The 24,972-nt window shown below is 42.0% G+C and carries 23 protein-coding genes, 2 tRNA genes and 1 pseudogene; 7 read left to right on the top strand and 19 right to left on the bottom strand.

What is annotated here, in order from left to right:
* Nucleotides 1-18: 18 nt before the first annotated feature.
* The 5 genes from RR876_RS04725 to hemE all read right to left on the bottom strand — a co-directional run bounded on the left by RR876_RS04725 (nucleotide 19) and on the right by hemE (nucleotide 6,066).
* On the bottom strand, nucleotides 19-1,395 hold the full coding sequence (locus RR876_RS04725) for a diguanylate cyclase (protein ID WP_332476559.1): 1,377 nt from the start codon (nucleotides 1,393-1,395) through the stop codon (nucleotides 19-21).
* A gap of 196 nt (nucleotides 1,396-1,591) precedes the next feature.
* Complete coding sequence (locus RR876_RS04720; protein ID WP_332476560.1) at nucleotides 1,592-3,475, bottom strand: DUF4105 domain-containing protein; 1,884 nt, start codon at nucleotides 3,473-3,475, stop codon at nucleotides 1,592-1,594.
* 69 nt (nucleotides 3,476-3,544) lie between these two features.
* On the bottom strand, nucleotides 3,545-4,015 hold the full coding sequence (locus RR876_RS04715) for a DUF3015 family protein (protein WP_332476561.1): 471 nt from the start codon (nucleotides 4,013-4,015) through the stop codon (nucleotides 3,545-3,547).
* A gap of 146 nt (nucleotides 4,016-4,161) precedes the next feature.
* Nucleotides 4,162-4,959 carry a DUF817 family protein gene (locus tag RR876_RS04710; protein ID WP_332476713.1) on the bottom strand — a complete coding sequence of 266 codons (798 nt, stop codon included), beginning with the start codon at nucleotides 4,957-4,959 and terminating at the stop codon, nucleotides 4,162-4,164.
* Between the two features lie 36 nt (nucleotides 4,960-4,995).
* A complete protein-coding gene (gene hemE / locus RR876_RS04705) occupies nucleotides 4,996-6,066 on the bottom strand; it encodes a uroporphyrinogen decarboxylase (protein WP_062034002.1) in 1,071 nt (356 codons plus the stop codon).
* Nucleotides 6,067-6,268: 202 nt separating this feature from the next.
* Between hemE and RR876_RS04700 the strand changes: the two genes are divergently transcribed.
* The 3 genes from RR876_RS04700 (at nucleotide 6,269) to RR876_RS04690 (ending at nucleotide 9,471) form a co-directional block, all read left to right on the top strand.
* The gene (locus RR876_RS04700; RefSeq protein WP_332481830.1) at nucleotides 6,269-7,510 is read left to right on the top strand and encodes a L,D-transpeptidase; all 1,242 of its coding nucleotides are present in this window, start codon (nucleotides 6,269-6,271) and stop codon (nucleotides 7,508-7,510) included.
* Nucleotides 7,511-7,592: 82 nt separating this feature from the next.
* Nucleotides 7,593-8,654: a hypothetical protein gene (locus tag RR876_RS04695; protein ID WP_332476563.1), complete on the top strand. Its 1,062-nt coding sequence runs from the start codon at nucleotides 7,593-7,595 to the stop codon at nucleotides 8,652-8,654.
* 121 nt (nucleotides 8,655-8,775) lie between these two features.
* Nucleotides 8,776-9,471: a pirin family protein gene (locus RR876_RS04690; RefSeq protein ID WP_332476564.1), complete on the top strand. Its 696-nt coding sequence runs from the start codon at nucleotides 8,776-8,778 to the stop codon at nucleotides 9,469-9,471.
* 77 nt (nucleotides 9,472-9,548) lie between these two features.
* Here the strand turns inward: RR876_RS04690 and RR876_RS04685 are convergent, their stop codons facing one another.
* From RR876_RS04685 to RR876_RS04675, 3 genes are all read right to left on the bottom strand, one after another.
* Nucleotides 9,549-9,902 (bottom strand): DUF1304 domain-containing protein, encoded by a 354-nt coding sequence (locus RR876_RS04685; RefSeq protein ID WP_332476565.1) that lies wholly within the window; start codon nucleotides 9,900-9,902, stop codon nucleotides 9,549-9,551.
* A 67-nt stretch (nucleotides 9,903-9,969) separates the two neighbouring features.
* Entirely contained in the window at nucleotides 9,970-10,947 is a 978-nt protein-coding gene (locus tag RR876_RS04680) for a zinc-binding dehydrogenase (RefSeq protein WP_332476566.1), read from the bottom strand.
* A gap of 3 nt (nucleotides 10,948-10,950) precedes the next feature.
* Nucleotides 10,951-11,583, bottom strand: a complete 633-nt coding sequence (locus tag RR876_RS04675; protein WP_259233076.1) for a TetR/AcrR family transcriptional regulator — start codon at nucleotides 11,581-11,583, stop codon at nucleotides 10,951-10,953.
* Nucleotides 11,584-11,754: 171 nt separating this feature from the next.
* On the opposite strand from RR876_RS04675, the gene RR876_RS04670 reads away from it, so the two are divergent.
* Nucleotides 11,755-12,903, top strand: a complete 1,149-nt coding sequence (locus tag RR876_RS04670; RefSeq protein WP_332476567.1) for a heparan-alpha-glucosaminide N-acetyltransferase domain-containing protein — start codon at nucleotides 11,755-11,757, stop codon at nucleotides 12,901-12,903.
* A gap of 139 nt (nucleotides 12,904-13,042) precedes the next feature.
* Here the strand turns inward: RR876_RS04670 and RR876_RS04665 are convergent.
* From RR876_RS04665 to greB, 6 genes and pseudogenes are all read right to left on the bottom strand, one after another.
* Nucleotides 13,043-13,916, bottom strand: a pseudogene (locus RR876_RS04665) (EamA family transporter).
* A 25-nt stretch (nucleotides 13,917-13,941) separates the two neighbouring features.
* Nucleotides 13,942-14,847, bottom strand: a complete 906-nt coding sequence (locus RR876_RS04660; RefSeq protein WP_332476568.1) for an EamA family transporter — start codon at nucleotides 14,845-14,847, stop codon at nucleotides 13,942-13,944.
* Nucleotides 14,844-15,422 carry a TetR/AcrR family transcriptional regulator gene (locus RR876_RS04655; RefSeq protein WP_332476569.1) on the bottom strand — a complete coding sequence of 193 codons (579 nt, stop codon included), beginning with the start codon at nucleotides 15,420-15,422 and terminating at the stop codon, nucleotides 14,844-14,846. The genes RR876_RS04660 and RR876_RS04655 overlap by 4 nt, the downstream gene beginning before the upstream one ends.
* A 560-nt stretch (nucleotides 15,423-15,982) precedes the next feature.
* Nucleotides 15,983-16,072, bottom strand: a tRNA-Ser gene (locus tag RR876_RS04650).
* A gap of 220 nt (nucleotides 16,073-16,292) precedes the next feature.
* Nucleotides 16,293-16,382: transfer RNA gene (locus RR876_RS04645), tRNA-Ser, on the bottom strand.
* 89 nt (nucleotides 16,383-16,471) lie between these two features.
* Nucleotides 16,472-16,966, bottom strand: a complete 495-nt coding sequence (gene greB, locus RR876_RS04640) for a transcription elongation factor GreB (protein ID WP_332476570.1) — start codon at nucleotides 16,964-16,966, stop codon at nucleotides 16,472-16,474.
* Nucleotides 16,967-17,331: 365 nt separating this feature from the next.
* On the opposite strand from greB, the gene RR876_RS04635 reads away from it, so the two are divergent.
* Nucleotides 17,332-18,444, top strand: coding sequence for a transglycosylase SLT domain-containing protein (locus RR876_RS04635; protein WP_332476571.1), 1,113 nt, complete (start codon nucleotides 17,332-17,334; stop codon nucleotides 18,442-18,444).
* A gap of 66 nt (nucleotides 18,445-18,510) precedes the next feature.
* Here the strand turns inward: RR876_RS04635 and RR876_RS04630 are convergent, their stop codons facing one another.
* Both RR876_RS04630 and ttcA read right to left on the bottom strand, forming a co-directional pair.
* Nucleotides 18,511-18,894 (bottom strand): SCP2 sterol-binding domain-containing protein, encoded by a 384-nt coding sequence (locus RR876_RS04630; protein ID WP_004695646.1) that lies wholly within the window; start codon nucleotides 18,892-18,894, stop codon nucleotides 18,511-18,513.
* A 227-nt stretch (nucleotides 18,895-19,121) separates the two neighbouring features.
* Nucleotides 19,122-20,045 (bottom strand): tRNA 2-thiocytidine(32) synthetase TtcA, encoded by a 924-nt coding sequence (gene ttcA / locus RR876_RS04625; RefSeq protein WP_332476573.1) that lies wholly within the window; start codon nucleotides 20,043-20,045, stop codon nucleotides 19,122-19,124.
* A gap of 503 nt (nucleotides 20,046-20,548) precedes the next feature.
* Between ttcA and RR876_RS04620 the strand changes: the two genes are divergently transcribed.
* Together RR876_RS04620 and htpX are read left to right on the top strand one after the other, a co-directional pair.
* Nucleotides 20,549-21,421, top strand: a complete 873-nt coding sequence (locus tag RR876_RS04620) for a lytic transglycosylase domain-containing protein (protein WP_332476574.1) — start codon at nucleotides 20,549-20,551, stop codon at nucleotides 21,419-21,421.
* Between the two features lie 117 nt (nucleotides 21,422-21,538).
* Nucleotides 21,539-22,444 carry a protease HtpX gene (gene htpX, locus RR876_RS04615; protein ID WP_004695643.1) on the top strand — a complete coding sequence of 302 codons (906 nt, stop codon included), beginning with the start codon at nucleotides 21,539-21,541 and terminating at the stop codon, nucleotides 22,442-22,444.
* 83 nt (nucleotides 22,445-22,527) lie between these two features.
* Here the strand turns inward: htpX and RR876_RS04610 are convergent, their stop codons facing one another.
* The 3 genes from RR876_RS04610 to mgtE all read right to left on the bottom strand — a co-directional run bounded on the left by RR876_RS04610 (nucleotide 22,528) and on the right by mgtE (nucleotide 24,943).
* On the bottom strand, nucleotides 22,528-22,881 hold the full coding sequence (locus tag RR876_RS04610) for a hypothetical protein (protein WP_332481829.1): 354 nt from the start codon (nucleotides 22,879-22,881) through the stop codon (nucleotides 22,528-22,530).
* A 6-nt stretch (nucleotides 22,882-22,887) separates the two neighbouring features.
* Nucleotides 22,888-23,481, bottom strand: coding sequence for a DUF4112 domain-containing protein (locus tag RR876_RS04605; protein ID WP_332476714.1), 594 nt, complete (start codon nucleotides 23,479-23,481; stop codon nucleotides 22,888-22,890).
* 115 nt (nucleotides 23,482-23,596) lie between these two features.
* Nucleotides 23,597-24,943, bottom strand: coding sequence for a magnesium transporter (gene mgtE / locus RR876_RS04600; protein WP_332476577.1), 1,347 nt, complete (start codon nucleotides 24,941-24,943; stop codon nucleotides 23,597-23,599).
* Nucleotides 24,944-24,972 lie beyond the last annotated feature (29 nt).

The raw sequence follows: 24,972 nt of genomic DNA, 5'->3' as shown, positions 1-24,972 counted from the left end.
CGTGTTTAAGTCTGAGATTTAAACACTTAGCACTTTTTCAGTCACATGAATACAGTTACGCCCTTTATTTTTGGCGGCATAGAGTGCCGAATCGGCAGTGTCTAAAAAGCGTTGATAGTCAGGATGACCATTATAAACCGTACAACCAATACTGACGGTAAAACTAAAACTTTGCCCATGAGCGGTACGAATTGGGGTTTCCTGTATCCGCATGCGAATCGTTTCAGCAATTTGTAAAGCACGTGTGAGATCACTGTCGACCAACAGCAATAAGAACTCTTCGCCACCGACACGGAAGGCATAGTCACTACCCTTCGCAACATCTAACAAGACTTCAGCAATAAAACGCAGTGCCAAGTCCCCTGCGGTATGCCCATACTTATCATTAATACGTTTGAAATAATCCGCATCAATTGCTAGTAAGCTCAACGCAGCATCATTTTTACGGGAAAAATTAATTTCACGCGACACAATCGTACTTAAATATCGACGGTTTAACAGCTGAGTCAGCGAGTCATTGCCTGAATCTATATATTCGGTCACTTGAAACAGTTGATCGACCAAATGCTGAATCTGTCGATTCACATCACGAATTTCTTGAATGCGTTCTACCTTCTGAGTCTGATCCTGACAGTCGAGCACGTCAAAATTGAGGGTATCGACCTGTTGAATCAGCCTGATAATGGTCTCAACCTGCTCTGCACCCGTAAAGGCATACGCTGCTTTATGCACAAACCATAGACCAAATTCCGACTTAGACAAAGCAATATGTTGCAACTGCGGATGCTCGGAGAAAACTTTGAACATCAACTCATTTTCCCAGTCGAGCAAAATGCTACGCTGCTTATCTTTTTGTACCGCGACATCTTGCATTGCAGAAAATAAACGATAGCTATGCTTAACCTCATGGCTCCGCTCGGTATTGGCTTCATAGGATCTGCACATAATTTCTGTCGCAAAACCCATAATTTGCAGCATATAACTCAGCATGTGGTGGTTATTTTCTAGCGGAAGTCCAGCCAAGAGTTCCAAGATCTTGTTTTCAATCTCACGAATACCGCGCATGATCAACCAAGAAGGAATGCCCACCCGCGCATGTACCTGCCCAACTTTTTGTTGTTTTTCAACTGCTGCATAATAAGCTTCATTCACAGCCACGTCGAAACTTTCAATGAGCCATTGGTTTAAACTGTTTTTTAAACGTTGTTGAATGATGTCATCTTTAAAAAAATCTGCAGCCTCAGGCTCCAAGACAATATTGCTATAAAATTCATTGACCAATACAGACGAATGCTGCTGAATAAAATTTTGCGCTTTAACGTGATCATTCACTGAATAATGTTGGCAAATTTTCCCCCATTGCTCGGCCAATTTAGCCATGCATTCATCATTCATAAAACTTACCTATTTATATATTTTTGAGACTTACTAGACATTTATGTGATTAATATAACAAATTTCAATACTTATTTTCACCATCAGCATTCATTTTCAGCACTTTATAAAAAGTAAGGCTCACGTTTGGTTGTTTTAACAGCAATGACTTTCATAAAAAAAGCCCCTTTATTGGAGCTTTGAAAAGAGGATCGAACTAAAAGAAATGGATATAACTCAAACCCGTCTGATCCCAATCTTTGCCTTTTTGCTGTTGATACTGCCAATGAAGCCTCAACGCATTTTGCTGATTGAATAAATATTGCAACTGAGTATTCAGTCTGACTTGCCATTGATGGCTATCTTCCCAATATGGCAGCTCGACCTGTACCAAACTATTGATATGTTCGCTCCAGATGTTCTGGCAGCCTACCGTTGGCCCAAGTCCCACGCGCCAACCTCGGTCTAAAGCTTTGCCTGCTTGAACATGATTTTGCAATTGTGCATAGCATAAATGTTGACGCTCTTGATCTGCCACACTATAGCCAAACTGACTGGATAAATTGAATACACCGTGTTGATCCTGTTCACTAAATGTACCATCTCGATCTAGTGCCTCTTGTTGCCAGCCCATGTTAAAACCCCAGCTTAATGGTGTTTTAAAGGCAGTCAGTGGACTGTAGGCATTGACCTCCAGCACATTCAGCTCTTGCAGTTTTAGTCGATCATCGCGATATTCGAGGCTACCATCTAGAAACTTAAGCTGTGTACCCAAACGAAAGCCGCCTTGTGGGTCAATCAAGTCATGATAGGCCTGACGATGACTCAGTCGGAAATAAGAGTCTCCTTGTACTTCACCCGATTCAAGCTGGACCGTTCGCGCCTGATGACCTTTTACTGGATCTACTTTTGGCGCTTCGACCACTTGACGTTGCTTTTCCAAGTCAATCTGACTCCGCAAACCCAGCAGTTGTCGAATACGCGGCTGGGCGTCTTCTGCCGCAATCTTTTGTGCAATTAACTGTAAATACACATGGTCATAGGCCATTTCTAAAATACGTGCCTGATCCACCAACGCATAGCGATTCAAATAATCTTGCATTTGAGCAGGTTCAAGTTGCGCAACCTGATGCGCAGCCGCTGCCAAGGCTTGTCCGTGTTGTTTGGCTTGTGCCAACAACTGAGTTTCTAAAGCTGGACGGTAAACACTTTCTGCAATTAAATGGTTTTCATCGACCGCTTTAATAGTCTCAACAGGAATCGCAGCAGTTTTAAATTGTTTTTGTAGGTTGACCTCTGGCCGTACCAAATCAATTAAACCCAGTAAACGATAGGCACAGTTATCACTAATAAAATAGTAAGGAAATTGCACATGCTTGAGTTCCCAAATATGCTCAACCATAGTTTTGGTTTCTTCTGGCGTCAGGGCTAACTCATACTCCCACAAATCGCGGCTTTCCAAATCACCATATTCTTTCACTTTTCGATAGTACGGCATGAGTGAGTACTCACCTGGGTACTGCCCGGTTAAGCCCTTCCATGCAAAAGAAAAACTGTCGCTATTGGCCACTGTCGCTGCATAATTCACGGCATAAGAGACTAAGTTCAGCTGTTTTTGGTCTTTAGGATCGAGCCTTAACAGGGTATGGCCAAACATCGAACTGGGATTGCCCATAAAGTCCGTGGCGTAAATTAAAGTCGCCTTATACGGCTTAATTTGCCCAAGCCACTCATCCAGCTCAGGACATGAGGCTTTAGGCAATTGAGTCGATGCAATATTCAGTTGTTCTATAAGCCATTTTGAACGTGCTGGAAAGCGGCACTGAATCGATTGATTGGCTGCGGCTGGAGTAAAAAGTGCTGCAATATTGGCATCAAGCTCTTGTTTAAGCTGATTTTGTCCGTGTTCACTATAAAAAAACGGACGGTATGTGACTTCACTTTGTCCTGAAGCATTGGCATACATCAAACGTTGCCACGTCACATTTGAAGCTAGCTTAAGCTGCTGTGCTTTTTCAATATAAACCTCTGCTGAGCTAGGTGCTTGAGCAAAGATGCTGGTGCTGAATAGCACACTAAAGAGGAGGACAACAGATTTCATGCAGTGTTAGCTATTCTTCTTTTTTAGATATGAAAAACCCTGCCTGAATGGCAGGGTTTTATGGTGCAATTAAACGTATGCTTTTAATACGCTATCTGTTGCCATGACTGCTTGTAAAGATGCTAACACTTGAAGTGCATCTTGGTTTTCAGCTGAATAGATTTTTGCGAAGTTTTGTTTAGACACTTCAAAGAAACGTGCTTTATCATCAGACTGGATGTTCAGTAATTCAGCCAGTACATTTAGACTTTCGCCCTCACCAACTGCCATATCACGCGCCAATGCTTCCGCATTTTCGTTGGTAAATGTTACTGCCTGAGCAGTCACTGTACCTGTACCGCTACAACCTAAAGTACCAAAGGTAATACCGAAAAGTTGGTTAGCAAAAAGACCATTGGTTGTACCCGCTAAAATTTTAGCGACTTTACCAGACTGGCCAGCCCAAATTTGTGAACCAATACCACAACCTACATCTTTATCTGCAAATGCAGCAGTAGAACCAACAGCCAAAACTGCAGCCAATGCCATTTTTTTCAACATAAGGTTTCTCCAGACTCGATTATCTCCGAGTATTTTTATTGTTCCTATTGTGTGTATTTTGAGCTACACCCTTGTAAGATAGCGGTAACAAGCCCATAACGCAAAACATTTTATATTAAAGTGAAGCAGGTCTTAAAAAATGTGCTTTAGCGGTATAATGACCAACTGCCACGTAGGTCTCGTTTCCCTAAAATCTTTAGCACTAACACCAGACTGAGCAATAGTAATAAATACCAAGAACCCAACTTGCCCCAACCGACCATATGCCATGCATCGACTTGACTTGGATACAGCCAGATTTGGTAAAACGTACTGATATTTTCCGCAATCCAAATAATAAAAGCCAACAGTAAAAGTACGGGTAACATCGGTAGTTGAAAACGATGCTGCTGCAATTCAAAGCCAATCTTGGTTTTGCAAAACAGCACTACACTCCATGCAAACAACAGATAGCGAATATCGGGAATAAAAAACTTGGACATAAAGTTGATATAAGACAACACCGCCAAGGTTAGCATGGCTGAGAAACGGGGTAAGTGTTCAAAAGAAACATGATAGAGACGTAATGAGCGCGCAAAAAAACTGCCTACAGCCGAATACATAAAACCTGCAAACAACGGCACGGTGAGAATTTTAAACACGGCGGGATGCGGATATTGCCAAGATGCAATTTGCGGATGGGTCAAAAAGATTTCCATCACCATCGCCATCACGTGAAATAGCGCAATCACTTTGGCCTCGGCCCAAGACTCAAGTTTTAAATACAGCAGACAAACTTGAATCAGCACGGCATAAAACAGGAGATAGTCATAACGGAAAAATCCGAAATATTCCTGACTTCCCATACTGGCTGTGAACGCAAAAGCCAATAACAGTAATATCCCAAATAAGGCAGCCGAAGCTGCCTTAGATGAGAACTCAAAACATGATTTTAAAATCGTGATCACGCATGAACCCTAATAGAATTGAAGCAGTGAAACTTAGAGATATTTGGCACTGTATTCATGCACAGTATCAATAAAGGCTTTCGGGTTTTCAGGATCAACCCACTGAGTAATGCCGTGACCTAAGTTTGCAACATAACCCGTTTTCTCACCGCCTGCATAAGCGTCATCTAACATGGCTTTGGTGGCTTTAACGATGGTCTCATGTGAACCATATAATGTTGCAGGGTCTAGGTTACCTTGTAGTGCCGCACGGCCAGCCACCGTTTGGCGAGCCACATTTAATGGCGTCGTCCAATCTAGACCGAAAGCATCCGCCCCTGTTGCCACCATTGGCTCAAGCCACTGACCGCCACCTTTGGTGAATAAGATCACAGGCACTTTACGTCCTTCATTTTCACGTTTTAAACCTGCAACAATTTTTTGCATGTATTTTAAAGAAAACTCTAAATATTCACGGTGCGCCAATGCCCCGCCCCAACTGTCAAAAATCTGTACGGCTTGAGCACCTGCATCAATTTGCGCATTTAGATAGTCAATCACCGCATCAGCCAAACGATCGAGCAACGCATGTAAAACTTCGGGTTGCGCATACATCATTTGCTTGGTGAAACGGAAATCTTTGCTCGAACCACCTTCAACCATATAAGTTGCCAGCGTCCAAGGGCTACCCGAAAAGCCAATTAATGGTACTTGTCCACCTAAGGCTGAACGAATCGTCTTGACTGCATTCATCACATAGTCGAGATCAGATGCAGCATTAAACTTAGGTAAATTCGCCACATCTTGTTCAGTACGAACCGTTTTATGAAATTTAGGCCCTTCCCCAGCTTCAAAATAAAGCCCTAAACCCAAAGCATCGGGTACAGTTAAAATATCTGAAAACAAAATGGCAGCGTCGAGCTCATAACGACGTAAAGGCTGTAAAGTCACTTCACAAGCAAATTCGTTATTTTTACACAGCGAAAGGAAATCACCCGCTTGAGCACGGGTTGCACGATATTCAGGTAAATAACGCCCTGCTTGACGCATCATCCAGACGGGTGTGGTATCTACAGGTTCACGTAATAAAGCACGTAGAAAACGATCATTTTTAAGCGTCGTCATTTACTTTCCCATCTCAATTAAATTTGCCCACCATCATAACAAAAAGGTCGAATTTTTAATAACTTCTCATAACACTAAAATTCGATCAGGACAAAGATACAAACGAATATTTACACAAAACAAATACTGCATCTCCATCTTTTTTCTGTAATACTTCACTAGTTTTTACTTTGTAAATGAATAATTCTTAAGGTTGAATTACATGTTCGTTCGCACAATACTCGCGATGAGTTTAAGTTGCATTCTTGCTGGTACAGCGTTTGCTGCATCTACTACTGAACAACCCTTGACGCCAAAAAAGATCATTGATACTTCAGTTCAAGATCCTATTGATCCTTTAGCAACAGATGTCGCTTCAGCTTCTACTGCGGTTGCAAACAGCCAAATTACAGCAAAAGAACAAGCAGACTTAAACCAAGCTTCGCAAACTTTAGATCAACTTGAACGATTTGAAGATAAAACAGCTGACGTTGGTGCGGCTCCAAGCAAAACCAGCACTGCACCGACCACCACGACGACCAATCCTGCTGCAGCAAAAGCATCGTGGACATTAAATGGTTTAAACAGTGCAGAATGGTTTGACAACATTGGTAAAGGCCAATTTCCTGTCTATGCACGTGCTCACGTGATGCTAAATAATGCGCATGCGTCTCCGGGTGCAATTGATGGCATGAGCGGTAAAAATACCCTCAAAGCCATTGCCTCGTTCCAGCAAATGAGCGGTTTAAAAGCAACAGGCACTTTAACCAAAGAAACTTGGGATGCCCTACTGGCAAGCCAAGGTTCTAAGCCTGCATTTATTGAATACACCATTACCGAAGCAGACCTAAAAGGTCCTTATGCCGCATCAATTCCACGCGATTATGCACTACAATCCAAAATGAAAGGTTTGTATTACACTCGCGTGACTGAAATGTTAGGTGAAAAGTTCCATATGGATGAAGACTTCTTGCAGAAGTTAAATCCAAAAGCGACCTTCAAAAAAGCGGGCGAAAAAATTATTGTGGCGAATATCCGCAATGAAGTGCCAGAAGACATTCATTTGATCGTTGCGCACAAAGGTGCAAAACAGCTGTATTTATTTAACAGCCGCAACCAAATGATTGGTTCTTTCCCTGCAACCATTGGTAGCTCGGACACTCCATCACCAGCGGGTACCTATAAAGTCACTGGTGTTGCGCCAAATCCTTGGTATAGTTACTCACCAAGTAACTTTGTACAGGGTAAAAACTTAAAACCACTTTCTCTACCACCAGGTCCAAATGGTCCTGTAGGGAATATCTGGATTGGTTTAAGCAAAAAATCATTTGGTATCCACGGTACACCAAACCCTTCTGCTATTTCTAAAACAGCATCACACGGTTGTATCCGTTTGACCAACTGGGATGCCAATGATCTTGGCAAAAAAGTGAAGTCGGGTGTAACGGTTAAATTCTTAGAATAATTGGCTTTCTAAAGCATTTACGCTATAAAAGGTGTTCTCTTGAGAGCACCTTTTTTTCAATTACAACAACATAAAAATGACGATGAACGCTTTAAAAATAATACTGCCCGTGGCCTGCTTACTAGCTTTCTCAACTTATAGCTTTGCCGAATTAGATGAAGAAATCGTGACCAGCGTGGATGCTTCTGCTTATGCGGTGGAATCTGACAATCCATATGACAATCTGGATGATCATGAAAAAATCCGCCATCCCTTATACATTCCAGAGCAAGACAGTCTCAGAGAGCCACTTTTGAATGCACGCTATTACGTCATCGCAGGTAAATCTCCGATTCACTATTACGCGATTCGAACGGGGCAAAAGCCTAAACTGCTTTATTTAAACTCGCCCCACTCGGCAGTTTTTTCAATAGGCGAGGCTTATGCTGAAAATCGAGAAAAAATCACCCTACAGCCCCAACTCAACAACACCGTCAAAGATCATGAGCTGTTTTCGATTATGCCTGTCGCTCAGCATTTCGCCCTGATCTTTCGTACTCGCTATGCCTATACTCCTACAGAGTTAAAAGCCAATGCGGTCATGAACTCCATCTATACCAACAATCGCTACCGATACAGCTATGAAATTATTGAAATCGACACGAATGCCAAACAACTCCACCACGTGCAATTTGTGGCTCCAGCCATTGAAGATGGGATGAGTTTCGGTCCCAAATGGGATGAAGACTTATCAGATTATAATAATGCAATACTTGAATACAGTACCAAGTCTCCAGGCGACTACCAAACCGTGCATCCTTATAATATTGAAACCCGGTATGAATACAGACAAGGTCAATTGAAGCACTTTGAACAGAAAATTCTACTCACCGCCAGTGACAAAGTATTTTTGAAGAATCCACCCAACTCGATTAACTATGAAAATTATCTCGATGATCAAGATGTACCGCTCTCCGTTGAAAGCAGCACTTGCCTTGATGACTATTTTGTTTTTAAAGACAAAGCGGCTCCGCTCGGTGTGAAATGGGGCAATGACTGGATGCAACAGCAGCCGAAGCTACATCAACAATTTTTAGCTGAATATGCGCAAGGCAAAAACTACGTCTGGAAAGATTTCCGTGTACGGTATTGTGATTTAGACTGAGGCTGGAATGTGTGTTGTATCATTTCAATATTGAAACGCAACATTGCAAATGCACTATTTTAGAGATAAATATAAAACGCTAAAATTACTCCATAGATTAAAAATAAGATTGGAGTTCAAAATGGATGCATTCATTCATCGCAGTCAAGACCGTGGTCATGTCAATATCGGCTGGCTAGAGTCTAAACACAGCTTTTCTTTTGGCAGTTGGTATAACCCTAAATATATGGGTGTAAGTGCTTTACGTGTCATCAATGACGACGTGATCGCGGGCCATCAAGGTTTTGGACAACACCCCCATGACAATATGGAAATCTTGACCTGTGTGATCAAAGGCACCATCACCCATAAAGACAGCATGGGCAACCACGGCGGTATTTCTGCAGGTGAATGGCAACTGATGAGTGCAGGTACGGGTGTACAGCACAGTGAAATGAATCAGGGTGATGAGCCGGTACATTTACTACAAATTTGGATTACCCCAAATCAAAGAGATGCAGCGCCAACCTATCAACAGATTCGTCTTGATCCACATGAGCAGCCAAATCAATGGCATGTGATCTGTGGTCCAAATGACAATGCTGCAATGCATATCCGTCAAGATGCCGAAGTCAAAACAGCTGTGATTGAAAAAGATCAAATGCTAGAAGTTAAAGCTACACAGCATATTAACTATGTGCATGTGATTTCAGGTTCAATCCAAATTGCAGAACATACTCTTCATGCAGGTGACGCGATTGCGTTCTTAGAAACAAGCGACGTTAAAGCTTTAGAAGATGCACAAGTGATTTGGTTTGATTTGCCTGAAGCCAAATAAGTCCTCACTCACAATAAAAAGCCAACGTCGAGAAGTTGGCTTTTTTAATGTAGAACTCAAGCAATTTTTCTCTTGCCTTAGAAAAAATTCACCACAAGTAACGCCACAGCCGCAGGTAAGGCTTGAATGTAGATAATTTTCTTACTGGCGGTCAGGCCACCATAAATCCCAGCAACCAAAACGCAGCCTAAAAAGAAATTGGCCAGTGGCAGTGCATAAGTTTCAGGTGCACATAACGCCCAAAATAGACCTGCGGCCAAGAAACCATTGTATAAGCCTTGATTTTGCGCCATAACTTTGGTCAGTTGTGCTTTTTCAGGCGTATTGCCAAAGGCCTTTAAGCCATATGGCTTATCCCATAAAAACATCTCTAAAACTAAAATATACACATGCAACAGTGCAATTAAAGCAATCAAAATTTGTCCCATCATACGCTTTATCCTTATTTTTTGATGAATGATGCTAGATCAGCTTCACAGCTGACCTAGGTCGAAACTATTAGGGTTTCAAAAGTACTTTACCCTGACGTGCGCCTTGCGTCGCTTTCAGTGCAGCATCTTTAATTTGTGCAAAGCTGAAGATACCTTCAACAGGCAAAAGTAACTTTTTCTGTGCAGCAAGTGTCAATAACTCCACAATTAACGCCTTTTTGCGCTCAGCAGACAATTGCTTATTCACCACACTCGCCCAAAAACCTTTGACTGTAGCTTGTTTAAAAATCAGATCTCCCGAAGAAATCTGCATGGTCTCACCCGTCATGCTACCAAATGAAACCAATAGACTATTTTCACTCAGCAAAGCCAACATTTCACCACTGGCCTGACCACCAATGGAGTCTACACCCGCGATCAGTGGCTGATCTGCATGAATCGCTTTGACTTGTTCCTTCCAATCGGCTTGGTCTGTTGCCACCACATTTTGAATGCCTAAGGCCTGCATTTCAGCTACAGCCTCAGTACGGCGAACCAAATGAATCACCTTTTGACCACGCGCTTTTGCAATCATTGCTACGGTTTTACCCACCGCACCATTGGCGGTGTTCTGAATCAACCACGAATCTTCCGGTAAGTCGATAAAATCTAAGAGCATCAGTGCACTGATCGGCATCCCAATCAACTGAGCAGCCGTTTCATCATCAATCGCATCAGTTAAAGGCACGACGCCATGCGCTGGCGCAATAAAATACTCAGCCCAACTGCCATGAATTCCTGCAACCGCTACACGCTGCCCTACCGATACGCCTTGTACACCCTCACCAAGTGCATCAATTACACCCACAGCTTCGCTGCCACCAATCGCAGGCAGTGTCGGTTTATAACCATAACTACCACGCACTGTCCACACATCATGGTTATGCATTGGTGATAGAATCATTTTAAGACGTACTTCACCCGCTTTTGGTTCAGGTTGCGGCATATCCGCAGCTTCCAAGACGTCAACAGGTTCACCAAAATGGTGATGAATAATACTTTGCATTTGCTATTCCTTTATCGGTTGTAATAGTTGTTGAGTAGTTTCCAAAGCGAGGTAAAGGGGCTGCTTATCTTGGGCCAGTCTTGCCAATAAAGCTGCCCCCAACCACAGTTGATACATCGTCTGTGCCATTTTTTCAGCATCAATATGCGCTGGAATTGAACCGTCTTGCTGCCCTGCTTGGATTAGACCCGAAATACGTTCTGTTAACTTACGCACCCCGAAGTTCAAAATCTGACGCATATCTTCAGACAAATCTGAGACTTCTGCTGCCAATTTGACGATCAAACAATTCTCCGCCCATCCCCCATCGCTATGATGTTCAACGCCACTTTCAATATGTGATGGGTTATCAATCCATGCTTGCCAAAGTGCCACGAGACTTGCATAGGCGCTTCGCTGTTCTTGCTGTATCAGCTGATCGATTTTGACTTTATAGTCGGCCAGATACTGCTGGAGTAGCGCACAGCCGAAAGCCTCTTTCGAAGCAAAGTAGTAATAGAATGAACCTTTCGGCACATCACAATTCTTTAGAATTTCCTGTAAGCCCACTCCGACAAAACCTTTATGTAATACCAGTTGAAAACTGCTATTTAAAATGTGTAGTCGTGTTGCTTCACTTTTATCTGATCGTTTCATATCCACACTATAAATCAATAATAGACCAGTCGTCTATAAAATAATGCATCTACCTTTGATACTTCATCTCGAATCATTGGATTACATATAAATTTTGCTGATTAAATTTTAGATATAAATGATTGAAATAAATGTTACATTATACTATAACACTAACTTTCAATTCATCTTATGTCTATACCTTCACAACGTTTACAAGCAATTGATGCCCTCAGAGGACTGGTTATTCTGATTATGATGGTCGACCATGTCAGAGAAACTTTTTATCTGCACCAGCAAGTCCCCGACCCGATGCTGATTCCAGGAACCGAAGAATCCCTTTTCTTTAGCCGAATCTTGGCTCACTTATGTGCCCCTGTTTTTGTGGTTTTAACAGGCTTATCAGCTTATCTTTACCAAGCAAAAAACAACAGCGTTCAAATGACACGTGAATTTTTACTCAAACGCGGTCTATTTCTGATTTTTCTCGAACTGATCATTATCAACTTCGCTTGGACTGGACAGTTCCCGCCCGATGTCATCTATTTACAAGTGATTTGGGCCATTGGTCTCAGTATGGTTGTTTTAGCAGGCTTGATTGGGCTATCGCAAAAATGGCTCTGGGTGATCAGTCTCAGCATTATTTTTGGACATAATGCGCTGGATCAAGTGTCATTTTCACAAATACCTATCCTGCAAAATCTGTGGTTTATTTTACATGAACGTGGTTGGATCGAATTTGGAGATCTGATTCGCTTTAGAACCTCCTACCCAGTACTGCCTTGGATTGGGGTGATTACCCTTGGCTATTGCATCGGTCATACCATATTTAACAGCACACATGATGTCGCGAAAAGAAATCAAATCTTATTAGGCTTCGGGCTTGCCAGTATCAGCTTATTTATCGTTTTAAGAATGGTTAATTTCTATGGCGACCAAGCATGGTCAATCATGCCGACCAGCACTGAAACCGTTATGAGTTTTTTGAACTTGACCAAGTATCCGCCATCGCTGCTGTTTATTTTGTGGAATGTCGGACTAGGTTTAATCCTGTTAGTGTTACTTCAAAAGGTTGAAAGTAAACCTTGGATCAAGCCCTTGATTGTCTTTGGTTCCGTGCCGATGTTCTTCTATATCATACACTTATATATGCTAAAGGCCCTCTATCTCATTGCAGTCGCACTGTTTGGCACGACCCATGGCGAATACTTCGGAGTCGATCATGTCTCCACCCTCTGGCTCATTTCGATTATCTTAACTGTGGCTCTCTATCCATTGATGTTGAAATTCTCAGCCTTTAAACATAAAAACAAACACATTCGCATTCTTAAATACCTCTAAGAATTTAAGATGTATAGCCAATTTCACTGAAATAAGATTGATGCTTAGTCCAACGAGGCATCAATCTTGACCTTATATCGGGTTATAAATAATGGCGCTTAAATAGTGTACTGCCCTGCTTTAACTTTTATAGACAGATCTAGTCTGCACATGTTTGAGCGATAACTGTCTTTTGATAAGAACAATAGAAGAATCCTGCACACGATGCCATGATAATTGACACCCCTGTCATTTGATAAAGGTTTAAATTTTCACCTAAAATAAGCCACCCCGCCAATGCACTGACGATTGGTGAAGCACTTAACAACACCCCCAAATATTTTGGGTGACAAATGCTTCATTGCAAAAATATCCAGTAAAAATGGAATACAACTCGACAGCAATGACACCACGATGCATAGACCGAATACTCCATATGTACTAAAAGCCTGTCCAACATTAGATATTCCAAAAGGAACAATACATAGCGTCGCAATCATCATGCCGATTGCTACCGTGTTACTGCCGCCTTTGGCCACTTTGGTTCCATAAATAATATACAGTCCCCAGCAGATAGCTGCACCAAGCGCATATAACATGCCAATATAGCTAAAATTATTATCCGCCTTCCCTAAGGGAAATAAGATTAAACCAATCAGCGATAAGCCACCCCAGACAAAGTCCGATTTATTTCGTGACATAAAAATAGCTACAGCCAAAGGCCCTAAGACCTCAATTGAAATCGCGATCCCGACCGACATATAGGAAAAGGCTTTATAAATAAGTAAATTCATCAAGCTTAAAATCACGCCATAACAAAAGAGATCTTTCCATTCCATGCTGTTTTGACGAAAAGTTTTCCATGGCTGAAATACAATCCATAAAAAGACAGCGGATAAACCCAAACGCACCAAAGCGACCGTTTCAGCTCCAAGGATGGGAAAAAGCATTTTTGCAAACGTAGCACCTACCTGTACTGAAATTAAAGACAATACGGCTGCGAAAAGCGCTGTTTCTTGTTTATGTATCATCATGTATGAAACGACCCAATCAGAAAATTTACTTTGCTTTGGTGAGTAATGCTAAGCAGATTGAAATTAAAACCATCCCAATCCAACCGATTGGTGCAAGTTGTTCTCCCACCAACAGGATTGCAAAAACAGCAGCAACCAAAGGTTCAAACAATGTCAAAGTAATGGCTTTACAGGCAGGCACAGTTTTTAAGCCATATCCAAATAAAACATAGCCCAAAAACATGGGGATCAACATCATATACCCCACGACATAAAGGTTGATGTTTTCTTCAAACAAGTTTGAACCCGTTATCCATAAAGTCGGAAGTAACAATAAAGACCCGAGTCCGAAGATGAGCCCCATAGACGCTTTTGCATCCACTCCTCGGTCAATCATTCGTTTTGCCGCCCAAGAATATAAAGCATAGGTCAATCCAGCAACCGTCCCTAAAGCAATACCCAACATTGGTCGGTTTTGGGACAGATTCTCCGTGGTTGCCACAGCATGTGATTCCCCGAGAGAAAGTAGCGCAACGCCCGTCACGCCCAATACGAAACTCATCAGCCATGTCATCGAAAGCGCTTTTCGGTCAAACAGCCTTTCTAAAAGTGCGGTAAATAAAGGCGCCGTACCAATCGAAACGACTGTCCCAATGGTGATCCCTGCATAGTGCATAGATGAATAAAAGGCCAAAGGATAAATAAAAACCGCAATTACGCCTACACCGAGCATCACAACATGGGCTTTGATATGTGCCAGATGGTAGATAATACTTTTTCGCGCCAAAAGTGCCTGCAACAGTCCACCACCGCCCATGGCGGCAGCGCCAACAGCCAAAGGACTCAAATTAGGTGCAAAAGATGCGACTGTGCCCGTCGTTCCCCATAGAAAAGCAGCGAACAGCACAGCGAAAAAACCATAATTTGGTACCGCAGAAACAGACTGATTCACGTACTGATTTCCTGTGCTAAAAGTATTTTCACCATCGCTGTTGCAGCTTGCACTTTTTCACTCGAGCTTTCCAAGCCTGCTCGCGCAATCGATCCCTCTAAAACAAAAGACAACAACAAAGCCATTTGTTTGACCTTGTCTGCGTCCGAAATGATATAGGCAAGCTGTGTAGAGATAATGTTTTCAATTTCATCCTTATGCGCTTTCACAGCCAAACGCTCGGCGCTGTGTGCTGGGAACTCAGCAGCAGCATTCAACAAACCACAGCCCCGAAAGCCTTTTTCATAGGCAAACTCGGCATGGTCTTGATAGGCCTCAAAAACCGCGACAATTTTATCAATAGGAGTATGTGCTTGTTGATTTCGAAGCGCATACAAATCTAACCACTCTTGATGCCGTGCTTCTATATAAGAGGTGATCAAGTCAGCCTTAGTCAGGAAATTATTATATAAGGACATTTTGGCAACTTTGGCCTTATCGGTAATGCTGTTAATCCCTGTACTGGTGATGCCATCGTTATAAAACAAAATCGCGGCTGCATCTAAAATTTTCTGTTTCGCAGTTTTTGCATTCATCACATTCAACTAAGTAGACCGATCTACCTAATTTATAGAATCTGTAAAAATATACAAGTCACCTTTGCTTATTTAATGGAGGAAATATCAGATGAATCAAATACGGGAGAATACCCTTCAATCACCCCATTACAATGACGGTGGATAAAAAGCGAAACAGAACAATCGCTCTATACTTTTACACAGCATATGTAGTTCCAACTTATATACAATGAGTTGCTATATAGGCTGAACAACGCGTGCTAAAAACCTCTCAGATGAAATTGAAAACTGATCTATAGAAATGACTGCTACACAGTCCAGTCTATTAACTGCTTGTCTGAAACGAATAGCGAATCTAAAAAGGGATCAAGTTGGACAGCTCAATATAGCTAAATAGTTATAAAAAAGGCTTAAATACCTTAAATAAAAAAAAGCAGCAAGAGAAGGTCTGACTGCTTTTTTTAGAATTTGATCACTGACATTATATGTGCTGTTCCCCACACTACTTGACGTAATGGCTCAACTTAAATTTGGGTTATCGATTAATGATTAGTTTTAATTTGTATTTAAAAATAATTTGGCGGAAGCGGTGAGATTCGAACTCACGGAGGACTCACACCCTCGTCGGTTTTCAAGACCGGTGCATTAAACCGCTCTGCCACGCTTCCATGGGCGCTATCATATAAATAAAAAAAAAATTTGGCAAATATTTTTCATCTCACGGCCTTCAAAAAGCCACTATTCAGCTAAAAAATGTTCAATCTCAATAAGATATTAAATTTACAGCCTCTATAGGATGGAAAATTGATCAATAACTCTGGCATCTTTTAAAAATTAACTTTAAAAAAGGCATAAAAAAAACCCTGACTGAATCAGGGTTTTTGAATTTGGCGGAAGCGGTGAGATTCGAACTCACGGAGGACTCACACCCTCGTCGGTTTTCAAGACCGGTGCATTAAACCGCTCTGCCACGCTTCCATGGGCGACATCATATAAACATTCAATCTACTTGGCAAATACTTTTCTTCAAAAATCACACCAAGTGGCTAAAATTAAAACAAAATCTTTTAGTTCTCTGAACTTTCAGGTCTGTCATAACGAATTGAATTGACATACCAGTGTTTTTTTCCAGTTGGGGTCAACACTTCAATTTCATCATCGACTTGTTTGGACAGTAAAGCACGTGCCATCGGCGAGTCGATGGAGATGTGCTGCGGGTGATGATCGTAAATTTCATCCACCCCTACGATGCGTAAGGTTTTTTGTTCCCCTGCGTCATTTGCAATTTCGACCCAAGCCCCAAAATAAATCTTGCCAGCCTGCTCTTCAGAAAAGTCGATAATACGAAGTTCTTCGAGACGTTTTCCCAAGTAGCGAACCCGTCGATCAATCTTACGTAAGATCTGTTTGTTGTACTGATAATCCGCGTTTTCACTACGGTCGCCAAGGCTCGCCGCCCAGTTTACTTTCTTGGTAATTTCAGGGCGTTCTTCATGCCAAAGCTGCTTTAATTCCGCCACCAATTTGTCGTGACCTGCACGTGTAATTAAGTTTGATTTCATGATGAATGCCGTCTAAATCTGCTTATTGATTTACAACAAAGGATTATTTTATCCCTTATTTCTCCACAACAGAAGTCTATAAAATAAATTCATGAATTAAATTAAATCGTTATGTTACATTTTTCAAAAAAATATTGCACAAAATTTGACACTTTTAAAATTGCTATATATTATGCGCACATCTTAAATTAGTTGCCTATTTTTTAATCTATGTAGTTTTTCTACATAATCTTCTTAATCCCATGTCATTTTGAATGACGTCATGAATGCCCAACCTCTTATTGAATTTAGACAACTTGAACTCGTTTTAAGGCATGTTTTTGCCTTTGCGTTCTAGGGCATAAATTACTTGTAGCGGAGACAACATGCACAGTAGTTCAACTTCTGGATCGAGGCTTTGCCTTAATTCATTAACTTTCTCTCTCCCGTTGAAAGCCCTTGCTTTAAGTACTTTGTTAATTCCATTTCATAGTATTAATGCAAGTAAGACCTACCAATATGATAACGTCGTCAATCATAATAAATTGACTGTCGTTTCAGTGGAAAACCCAACGACCGTTTTTAAAGATGGTCAGCATTTGCATGGTTTTGGTTATGACCTTGCACGTAACTATGCAGACAGCTTAAATGTAAAGCTAGACTTCAAAACCGTCCCCGATAATGCTACAGCACTTAAGTGGGTAGCACAGGGCAAAGCAAATTTTGCAATGACGACAGCAAGTGTTCAAACTATTGAACAAAAAAGTCTCGCAACCTTTTCTGCAACTTGTGGTGATTTAAACGTTTTACGTAAAAATGGCCTCAATACTGAGCTGAACTGGGTGTTTAAACATGCGAACGATCCATTGACGCAAACTGCGAGTGGATTTGTCTGCCGTGGTAAACAATCTGGTTCAATTGGTCAATTGGCTTCTTTTTACAACCGCAATGTCGTGAAGCCTGAAAACTGGAATACGATTCAACGCGATTTGCGTCAGCGTATGCCGATCTATAAGGCTAGTTTTAAAAGTACAGCGCAAAAGTACGATTTAGATTGGCACTTATTGGCAGCGATTGGTTATCAGGAGTCTTATCTTAAGCCGAACTCCGTTTCTCCCACGGGTGTACGTGGTTTGATGATGTTGACCAATAGCACAGCCAAAGCCATGGGTGTAAGTAACCGTACCGATCCAGCGCAAAGCATTCAAGGTGGTGCCAAGTACTACGACCAAATGCTGAGTCGCTATGAGAATATCCCCTTTCCTGACCGGAACTGGTATGCACTGGTTGCGTACAATATGGGACCGGGTGCGGTGAATCAGATTCAAAAACGCATTCAGGCACAAGGTAAAGACCCAAATAACTGGCTCAATTTGTATGCTTACTTACAACAGAACCAAGCGAAGAATGGCCGTTACCGTCAAGCACTACAGTATGTGACACGTATCCGTGCTTATCTTGAGCACATTAAAACCACGCCGCAGTTGGTCAATATCTAAAAGATCATCTCTATCGGCATAAAAAAAGCTTACCTATAAAGGTAAGCTTTTTTTATTTCAGAACACTTAAGCCGTTTGCTCAAGCACTTTCTTAAATAAATCTTTTTGCTCTTGGCTAGGCTTCGCTGTTTGCAATGCCATCAACTGTGACATATCACCTTGAACTTTTATTTTACCCGTCATGAACGCTTGCATTGCTGCAGCCATATCAAACTCAAGGAACACCTTACGTAGTGTTTCAGCATCCATGTTCAAGGTTGTTTTCGCGTTCGAAGACAAACCTTTTTTAATTGCGCCACCATCTAAAGATAATTCGGTATTACCCGCATTGTCAGCAACAACTAAGTTAATTGCAAGATTCGCAAGTGCTGGCGGCAGGTTCAAATTCCCCGCTTGAGCAGTTAATGTTTCTACAGTTGAAAACCAATCATCAGTTAAAAAAGCAGGCATGATGTTTCCTCAATTCTTTGTTCGTTGTGTGCTGCCTATCCAGACGGCATCATTGTGAAGCTAAATACGCTCGGAGATTGTTATAGCATGTATATCCTACATGTGCCTAAAGTTTTTTGTACGTACCGTTCATATTTTATATTTCTTATACAAAGTTTATCAAAATCATCCACATAAAAAAAACACCAATCATTGATTGGTGTTTTACATTGGCCTAACTGACAAAATTAGTCTACAGCAAAGCCAAGATTAACCATGTTAATGCGTTTGTTCTCCGGTTCATCTTCCGTTGAACAACTTTCACCTTTAAAGTCGAATTCACGTTCACTATCTAACGCTTCAAAGTCGAATAACTCACGGTCTGCCAGCTGCGATGGCGAGACATTTTGCAAAGCACCAAAAATACTGTGTAGACGCTTTGGATGTGCTTTATCCCACTCACGCAACATGTCATTTAACATGGCACGTTGCAGATTTTCCTGAGAACCACACAAGTTACACGGAATAATCGGGAACTGACGCATTTCAGCATATTTAATGATGTCTTTTTCTTCCACATAAGCCAGTGGGCGAATCAAGATGTTCTTTTTATCTGAGGATAACAATTTAGGAGGCATCGCCTTTAAGCTGCCGCCATGGAATAAGTTCAAGAAGAAGGTCGCCAAGATATCATCACGGTGATGGCCCAACGCCACTTTGGTCGCGCCAATTTCTTGCGCAAAGCCGTATAAAGAGCCACGGCGTAAGCGTGAACAAACTGCACAGTAGGTTTTGCCTTCAGGCGTTAAGCGTTTGGTGATGCTGTAGGTGTCTTTTTCTAAGATATAGTAGGGAATATTATTCTCTTCTAAATAACGTGGTAACACGTCCTCAGGGAAACCGGGTTGCTTCTGGTCCAAATTCACAGCCACCACATCGAAATTGATCGGTGCAATGCGTTTAAACTGCAACATAATATCGAGCAAGGTATAACTGTCCTTACCACCGGAAATGCAGACCATCACTTTATCGCCTTCTTCGATCATTTTAAAATCGCGAATGGCATGACCCACCTGACGGCGTAACTTTTTCAACAGACGATAATACGCAGAGCTAGTGGGTAGTTCTGGTTTAAAATTAAATCCCTGATTGGACTCAACTGGCGAGAACATAGACGAGTTAAACCTTAAAAAAAATACCGCGCAATTTTATCCGATTCACAGCCATCTCGCACCTAAAGAATGTAAATTCTCATGAATTGTCATTGCTGTCATATTCATGCATTGAAATTGGTTTAACTTTGAACGATTGCGTTCATATTTTAGCTGAACTGCTTATGTTTTGGACTTTTCCACATTTTTCCACAAAAGCTGGGGATAACTTTGTGGATTCTAATCGACTTGACAGGGTGTCCCCCCTACTCTTTAAGGCTTCTATTTAAATTGATCATTTTTTGATCAATTTATTTACCATTAAATTTCAACAACTTAACCCAGTCAAGCAATCCTCATTAAAAATAAATTAATTATTTTTTTTGATTACTTGCTCAACAATTTGACTTGATTTTTACAAAGATATGGATTTTTTGAACTTAAAATAGTTTCAGATGGTTCTTTTTTTGCTAAACTCATTTCTAGTCACTGGAATCGATTTTTTTTACGATTAATAATAGATAATGAAAAATAAGCTGCTTTTGAGTCGTTTTTACGTTTTGGGGTGTATGACGATTTCGTTCATGGCACTGGATTGTCACGCGGGTCAAACCATCTACCAATTGAGAGATTCCAACGGCACGACCTTGTTAACCAATAAACAAAGTCGTTATAGCAACTTAAAAGTCGAAAAGAAAACCTATTATCCCGACAGTAATATCCACAGTTATAGTAACTGGGGGGCTTCTGAGTCTTCCGTGCTGCCCAGTTATAGTCGCAACAAAAATGCTTTTGACCACATTATTCGCCAAGCCGCTCAAACCCATGGCGTTTCTGAAGGCTTAATTAAAGCGGTCATGCATACCGAATCAGGCTTTAATGTGAATGCACGTTCACCTGTTGGGGCTCAGGGTCTGATGCAACTCATGCCTGCGACAGCACGGCGCTTTAATGTCTCTAATGCGTATGATCCACAACAAAACATTAATGCGGGTGCCAAGTATTTGGCATGGCTAATGAAACGCTTTAACGGCAATACCAGTCTTGCGCTTGCAGGCTACAATGCTGGCGAAGGCAATGTACAAAAGTACGGTGGTATTCCACCCTTCCGTGAAACTCAAGACTATGTTCGCCGGGTGAGTAGCCGTTATAGCAATTTATATGCGGGCGGGATCAACATCTCTGCAGGCTCGAATAACACACCAGCCAATGCTCAAGTCATTGCTCAATCTACACATTACGATGCAGACTCTTCCCCAAGCACACAACTCAGTGTGAGTCGTAGCGCACCTTCACGTCAAATTATCCTCGCAGCCGATGGCAGTTTTACTGATGCGCCGGGTTCCTATGCCACAGCCAATGCAACCGCCTCTGCCCGCATCCAAATTTCAGAATAATTTTTATAGCAGTTTTATTATTTTTTCTTGAATTTTGAAGAGTTTCACCTCATATTGAGATCAATGATTTTCGATTTATAAATCAGATTATTTTTTTATTATAAGAGGATTTTCTCAATGATGCGGATTGGTTTGTTCTTGCTAACCAACCTCGCGGTACTGGTTGTAGCTGGCATTATCTTGTCACTCTTCGGTGTCGGTAGTTACCATGGCGCGGGTGGCTTAAATCTAGGTAACCTACTGGTTATCTGTTTTGTCTTTGGTATGGTTGGCTCAATGATTTCTCTATTCATGTCAAAATGGATGGCGAAAAAAACAACTGGTACAGAGTTAATTGACCCCAATGCCCCCCGCAACCAAGCTGAAGCATGGTTGTTACAAGAAGTCGCTCAATTGGCGCAACGTTCTGGTATTAAAATGCCAGAAGTCGGTATTTTCCCGTCTTACCAATCTAATGCTTTTGCTACAGGTTGGAACAAGAACGATGCATTAGTTGCAGTTTCTACCGGCTTACTTGAGCGTATGAATAAAGACGAGCTTCGCGCAGTCTTGGCTCACGAAATTGGTCACGTGGCTAATGGTGACATGGTGACTTTGGCGCTCGTTCAAGGTGTCGTGAACGCCTTTGTAATGTTCTTTGCACGTGTCGCAGGTGATTTCATTGACCGTAATGTCTTTGGCCGTGAAGACGGTGAAGCACCAGGTTTAGCTTATTTTGCCATTACCATCGTGCTTGATATTGTCTTTGGTATTTTAGCTTCTGCAATCGTGATGTGGTTCTCCCGCTACCGCGAATATCGTGCAGATGAAGCAGGCGCGCGTCTTGCAGGCAAACAAGCAATGATTTCTGCCTTGTTGCGTTTACAAGCGGAGTCACAACTTCCAGATGCTATGCCTAAAGAAATGAAAGCGTTTGCGATCGCGGCCGGTCAAGAGCAAGGCTTTAGTTTAGCGGCTTTGTTCCAAACCCATCCGACGATTGAACAACGTGTTGCTGCTTTACAACAGCTCGATTGTCCATAAACAATTCGTTCACTAGATTTTAAAAAGCCTCCATATGGAGGCTTTTTTGTGACTCTGCACAACAGAACATTTTCATTCAATCGTTACTTCGATACAGCGTAATAAACTGCCATTTGGGTCAATGATGAAAACTGGCGGATCTCATCAAAATCCTGAATATCGGTCATACGAGCGCTTTCCCACAACGACCAATTCACTTTAGACCAGTATTCATAATAGGATTGAATCTCCGCTACCCGAATACAGGCACTATGCCATGAACTATTCGGGTCTAAATGCGGATGATGGAAAAATTCCAGTGTCATTTCGCCCAAACGCATAATCATCCACTCTGCGGACTGATAAATCAGATCAAAGCCCAAGCTTTGATAAAATGAAGCAGTGCACGCCAACTCAATCGCTGGCAAATTTGCCGTAATCTGACCTTCAAATTTCATTAGTGGCTATCCTAAGTTTAGTCCCTGTAACCACTGCCACATCACACTACCACCCCACCACAATAAGCCAATAAAACACACCAAAAAGATCAGGCCAAACAAATCTGGGATGTGTAGCCAAAGCCATGCCACTACTGGATTTCGCCAAAATGCAGACTGTTGCTGTTTCTTTTCCAATTTTTCATGAAGAAAAGGATGAGTCACATGATGCTCTGAATGGATTTGGTATTCTTCCCGAATATGATCATGAACTACATCCAGTGCTTTACGACTCGGACGGATAAAAATATCAAACAGTGTCCCTAGCACAGGGATAAAACCGACGACAGCGTCAATCATAGCCAGCTTCAATACTGGACTCAATTTCTCTTGCGGTACGCCAATTTGCTTGGCTTTATAAATGGCATAACACGTTAGGGCAAAACCAGCGATATCCCCAGCAATCGGAACAGTACTCAACGCAGCATCGGCACCGACACCCTGTTTGGTGAACGGGATACGCACCACAGAATCCATCATATTGGCATATTTGGCCAAATCACGCTCTAAACGAATGACCTCTTGCTGGCTCATTTTTTTTTGTTCTAAGGGTTCAGGCATGTTGTTACTGACCTCCATAATTTCAACCACATTAACATCATAAAACCACTGAATTATGCTGGTTTTCATGACTTTTTTCTGTGCTAACTTTGTGCTGAAACAATTGCTTATAAGCTTAAGACAAGGTCAAAATTTGCGACGCAATCAGCAGATATACCACCACGCCAGACGCATCACAAATTGAGGTGACTAAAGGTGCAGATGCACTGGCTGGGTCGAGTTTCATGCGGTTTAAGATAAACGGCAGGCTCATACCAATCAGACAACCCATCAACACAATGCCCATCATACTCAGTGCCAATACTATGGCGACCAGAATGTCCCCACGGAAATAGCCCAAGATGGAGACTGCCGTTGCCATGGTTCCACCTAAACACAGCGCAACTAGACTTTCCCGTCCTAGCAAATAAAACCAGTCTTTAAAATGTACATCGCCCGTTGCCAGTGCACGTACCATTAAGGTTGCAGACTGAGACCCCGCATTTCCTCCACTTCCCACCAGTAACGGTAGGAAAAAGACCAAAACGATATGTGCCGCAATCAAGTCCTCAAAGTGTGCAATTCCTAGCCCCGAGAGTAAACTGCCAAAAACCAGAAACACCAACCAAAACACCCGCTTCTGATACAGTAAGAGGATTGGAGCCGTTTTAATACTCATCTGCGGACTGGCCGCAACCGCACTACTTTTTAGAATATCTTCTGTGGTTTCTTGTTGCACCACATCCATTGCATCGTCATAAGTCACAATCCCCAATAGACGCTGCTGCTCATCGACAATGGGCAAAGCCATAAAATCATAGTGAGCCAGTTTCTGTGCAATACTTTCCTGATCCTCACTGACTAAACCCGTGATGACATGGCTTGTCATAACCTGTCCAATCAATTGCTCAGGCGGAGACTGGATAATTTGCCGCAGCGAAATCACACCGTGTAAATAACGCGAGGCATCGGTCACATAGATGAGATATAAAGTTTCACTTTCCGCTGCATGCTGTCGTATATGTTGAATCGCCTGTTGCATGGTCATTTCGGCATGTACCGTAATGACCTCAGTGCTCATAATTGCACCCGCAGACTCGGCAGGATAATCCATCAAGGTCTTCAGCTGGGCTTGAACATGCGCATCTAGCTGCGGAAAAATCTGACCTTGAACCTCTTGTGCCAAGCTTTGAAATAAATCGGTACGGTCATCCGAATGCATATGAGCCAATAACTTCACCAGCAAAGCCTGAGGCAATTGCCCTGCTAGCTGCTGCTGCTCGGTTAATGCTAAAAACTCAAAGACATAACTGGCTTGTGGTAATTGTTCCAATAGCCGAATTTGGTCATTTATAGGCAGGCCCATTAAAATATCAGCCAAATCCGCAGTGCTGTACTGTTTCAAACTTTGGATAAAAGCATGGTTATCGGGCTGATTTAATTGCTCTTGGAAATCTTGCTGTGAAAAGGACGAATTTGGCATACACCACTCAAATATTATTTTTCTTTATC

The sequence above is a fragment of the Acinetobacter sp. genome, assembly GCF_036666595.1.
Lineage (GTDB): Bacteria > Pseudomonadota > Gammaproteobacteria > Pseudomonadales > Moraxellaceae > Acinetobacter.
The sequence above is the reverse complement of the archived record's forward strand: the minus strand, read 5'-3'. Positions and strand labels throughout refer to the sequence as shown.

Excerpts from the sequence above, each read along its gene's own strand:
- RR876_RS04680 (WP_332476566.1), bottom strand. The coding sequence starts at position 10,947 with ATGCAAAGTATTATTCATCACCATTTTGGTGAACCTGTTGACGTCTTG.
- hemE (WP_062034002.1), bottom strand. The coding sequence starts at position 6,066 with ATGACGACGCTTAAAAATGATCGTTTTCTACGTGCTTTATTACGTGAA.
- RR876_RS04685 (WP_332476565.1), bottom strand. The coding sequence starts at position 9,902 with ATGATGGGACAAATTTTGATTGCTTTAATTGCACTGTTGCATGTGTAT.
- mgtE (WP_332476577.1), bottom strand. The coding sequence starts at position 24,943 with ATGCCAAATTCGTCCTTTTCACAGCAAGATTTCCAAGAGCAATTAAAT.
- RR876_RS04610 (WP_332481829.1), bottom strand. The coding sequence starts at position 22,881 with ATGAAATTTGAAGGTCAGATTACGGCAAATTTGCCAGCGATTGAGTTG.
- RR876_RS04695 (WP_332476563.1), top strand. The coding sequence starts at position 7,593 with ATGAACGCTTTAAAAATAATACTGCCCGTGGCCTGCTTACTAGCTTTC.
- RR876_RS04620 (WP_332476574.1), top strand. The coding sequence starts at position 20,549 with ATGAAAAATAAGCTGCTTTTGAGTCGTTTTTACGTTTTGGGGTGTATG.
- RR876_RS04700 (WP_332481830.1), top strand. The coding sequence starts at position 6,269 with ATGTTCGTTCGCACAATACTCGCGATGAGTTTAAGTTGCATTCTTGCT.
- RR876_RS04690 (WP_332476564.1), top strand. The coding sequence starts at position 8,776 with ATGGATGCATTCATTCATCGCAGTCAAGACCGTGGTCATGTCAATATC.
- RR876_RS04630 (WP_004695646.1), bottom strand. The coding sequence starts at position 18,894 with ATGCCTGCTTTTTTAACTGATGATTGGTTTTCAACTGTAGAAACATTA.
- RR876_RS04720 (WP_332476560.1), bottom strand. The coding sequence starts at position 3,475 with ATGAAATCTGTTGTCCTCCTCTTTAGTGTGCTATTCAGCACCAGCATC.
- RR876_RS04605 (WP_332476714.1), bottom strand. The coding sequence starts at position 23,481 with ATGCCTGAACCCTTAGAACAAAAAAAAATGAGCCAGCAAGAGGTCATT.
- ttcA (WP_332476573.1), bottom strand. The coding sequence starts at position 20,045 with ATGTTCTCGCCAGTTGAGTCCAATCAGGGATTTAATTTTAAACCAGAA.
- RR876_RS04655 (WP_332476569.1), bottom strand. The coding sequence starts at position 15,422 with ATGAATGCAAAAACTGCGAAACAGAAAATTTTAGATGCAGCCGCGATT.
- RR876_RS04635 (WP_332476571.1), top strand. The coding sequence starts at position 17,332 with ATGCACAGTAGTTCAACTTCTGGATCGAGGCTTTGCCTTAATTCATTA.
- RR876_RS04725 (WP_332476559.1), bottom strand. The coding sequence starts at position 1,395 with ATGAATGATGAATGCATGGCTAAATTGGCCGAGCAATGGGGGAAAATT.
- RR876_RS04715 (WP_332476561.1), bottom strand. The coding sequence starts at position 4,015 with ATGTTGAAAAAAATGGCATTGGCTGCAGTTTTGGCTGTTGGTTCTACT.
- RR876_RS04675 (WP_259233076.1), bottom strand. The coding sequence starts at position 11,583 with ATGAAACGATCAGATAAAAGTGAAGCAACACGACTACACATTTTAAAT.
- greB (WP_332476570.1), bottom strand. The coding sequence starts at position 16,966 with ATGAAATCAAACTTAATTACACGTGCAGGTCACGACAAATTGGTGGCG.
- htpX (WP_004695643.1), top strand. The coding sequence starts at position 21,539 with ATGATGCGGATTGGTTTGTTCTTGCTAACCAACCTCGCGGTACTGGTT.
- RR876_RS04670 (WP_332476567.1), top strand. The coding sequence starts at position 11,755 with ATGTCTATACCTTCACAACGTTTACAAGCAATTGATGCCCTCAGAGGA.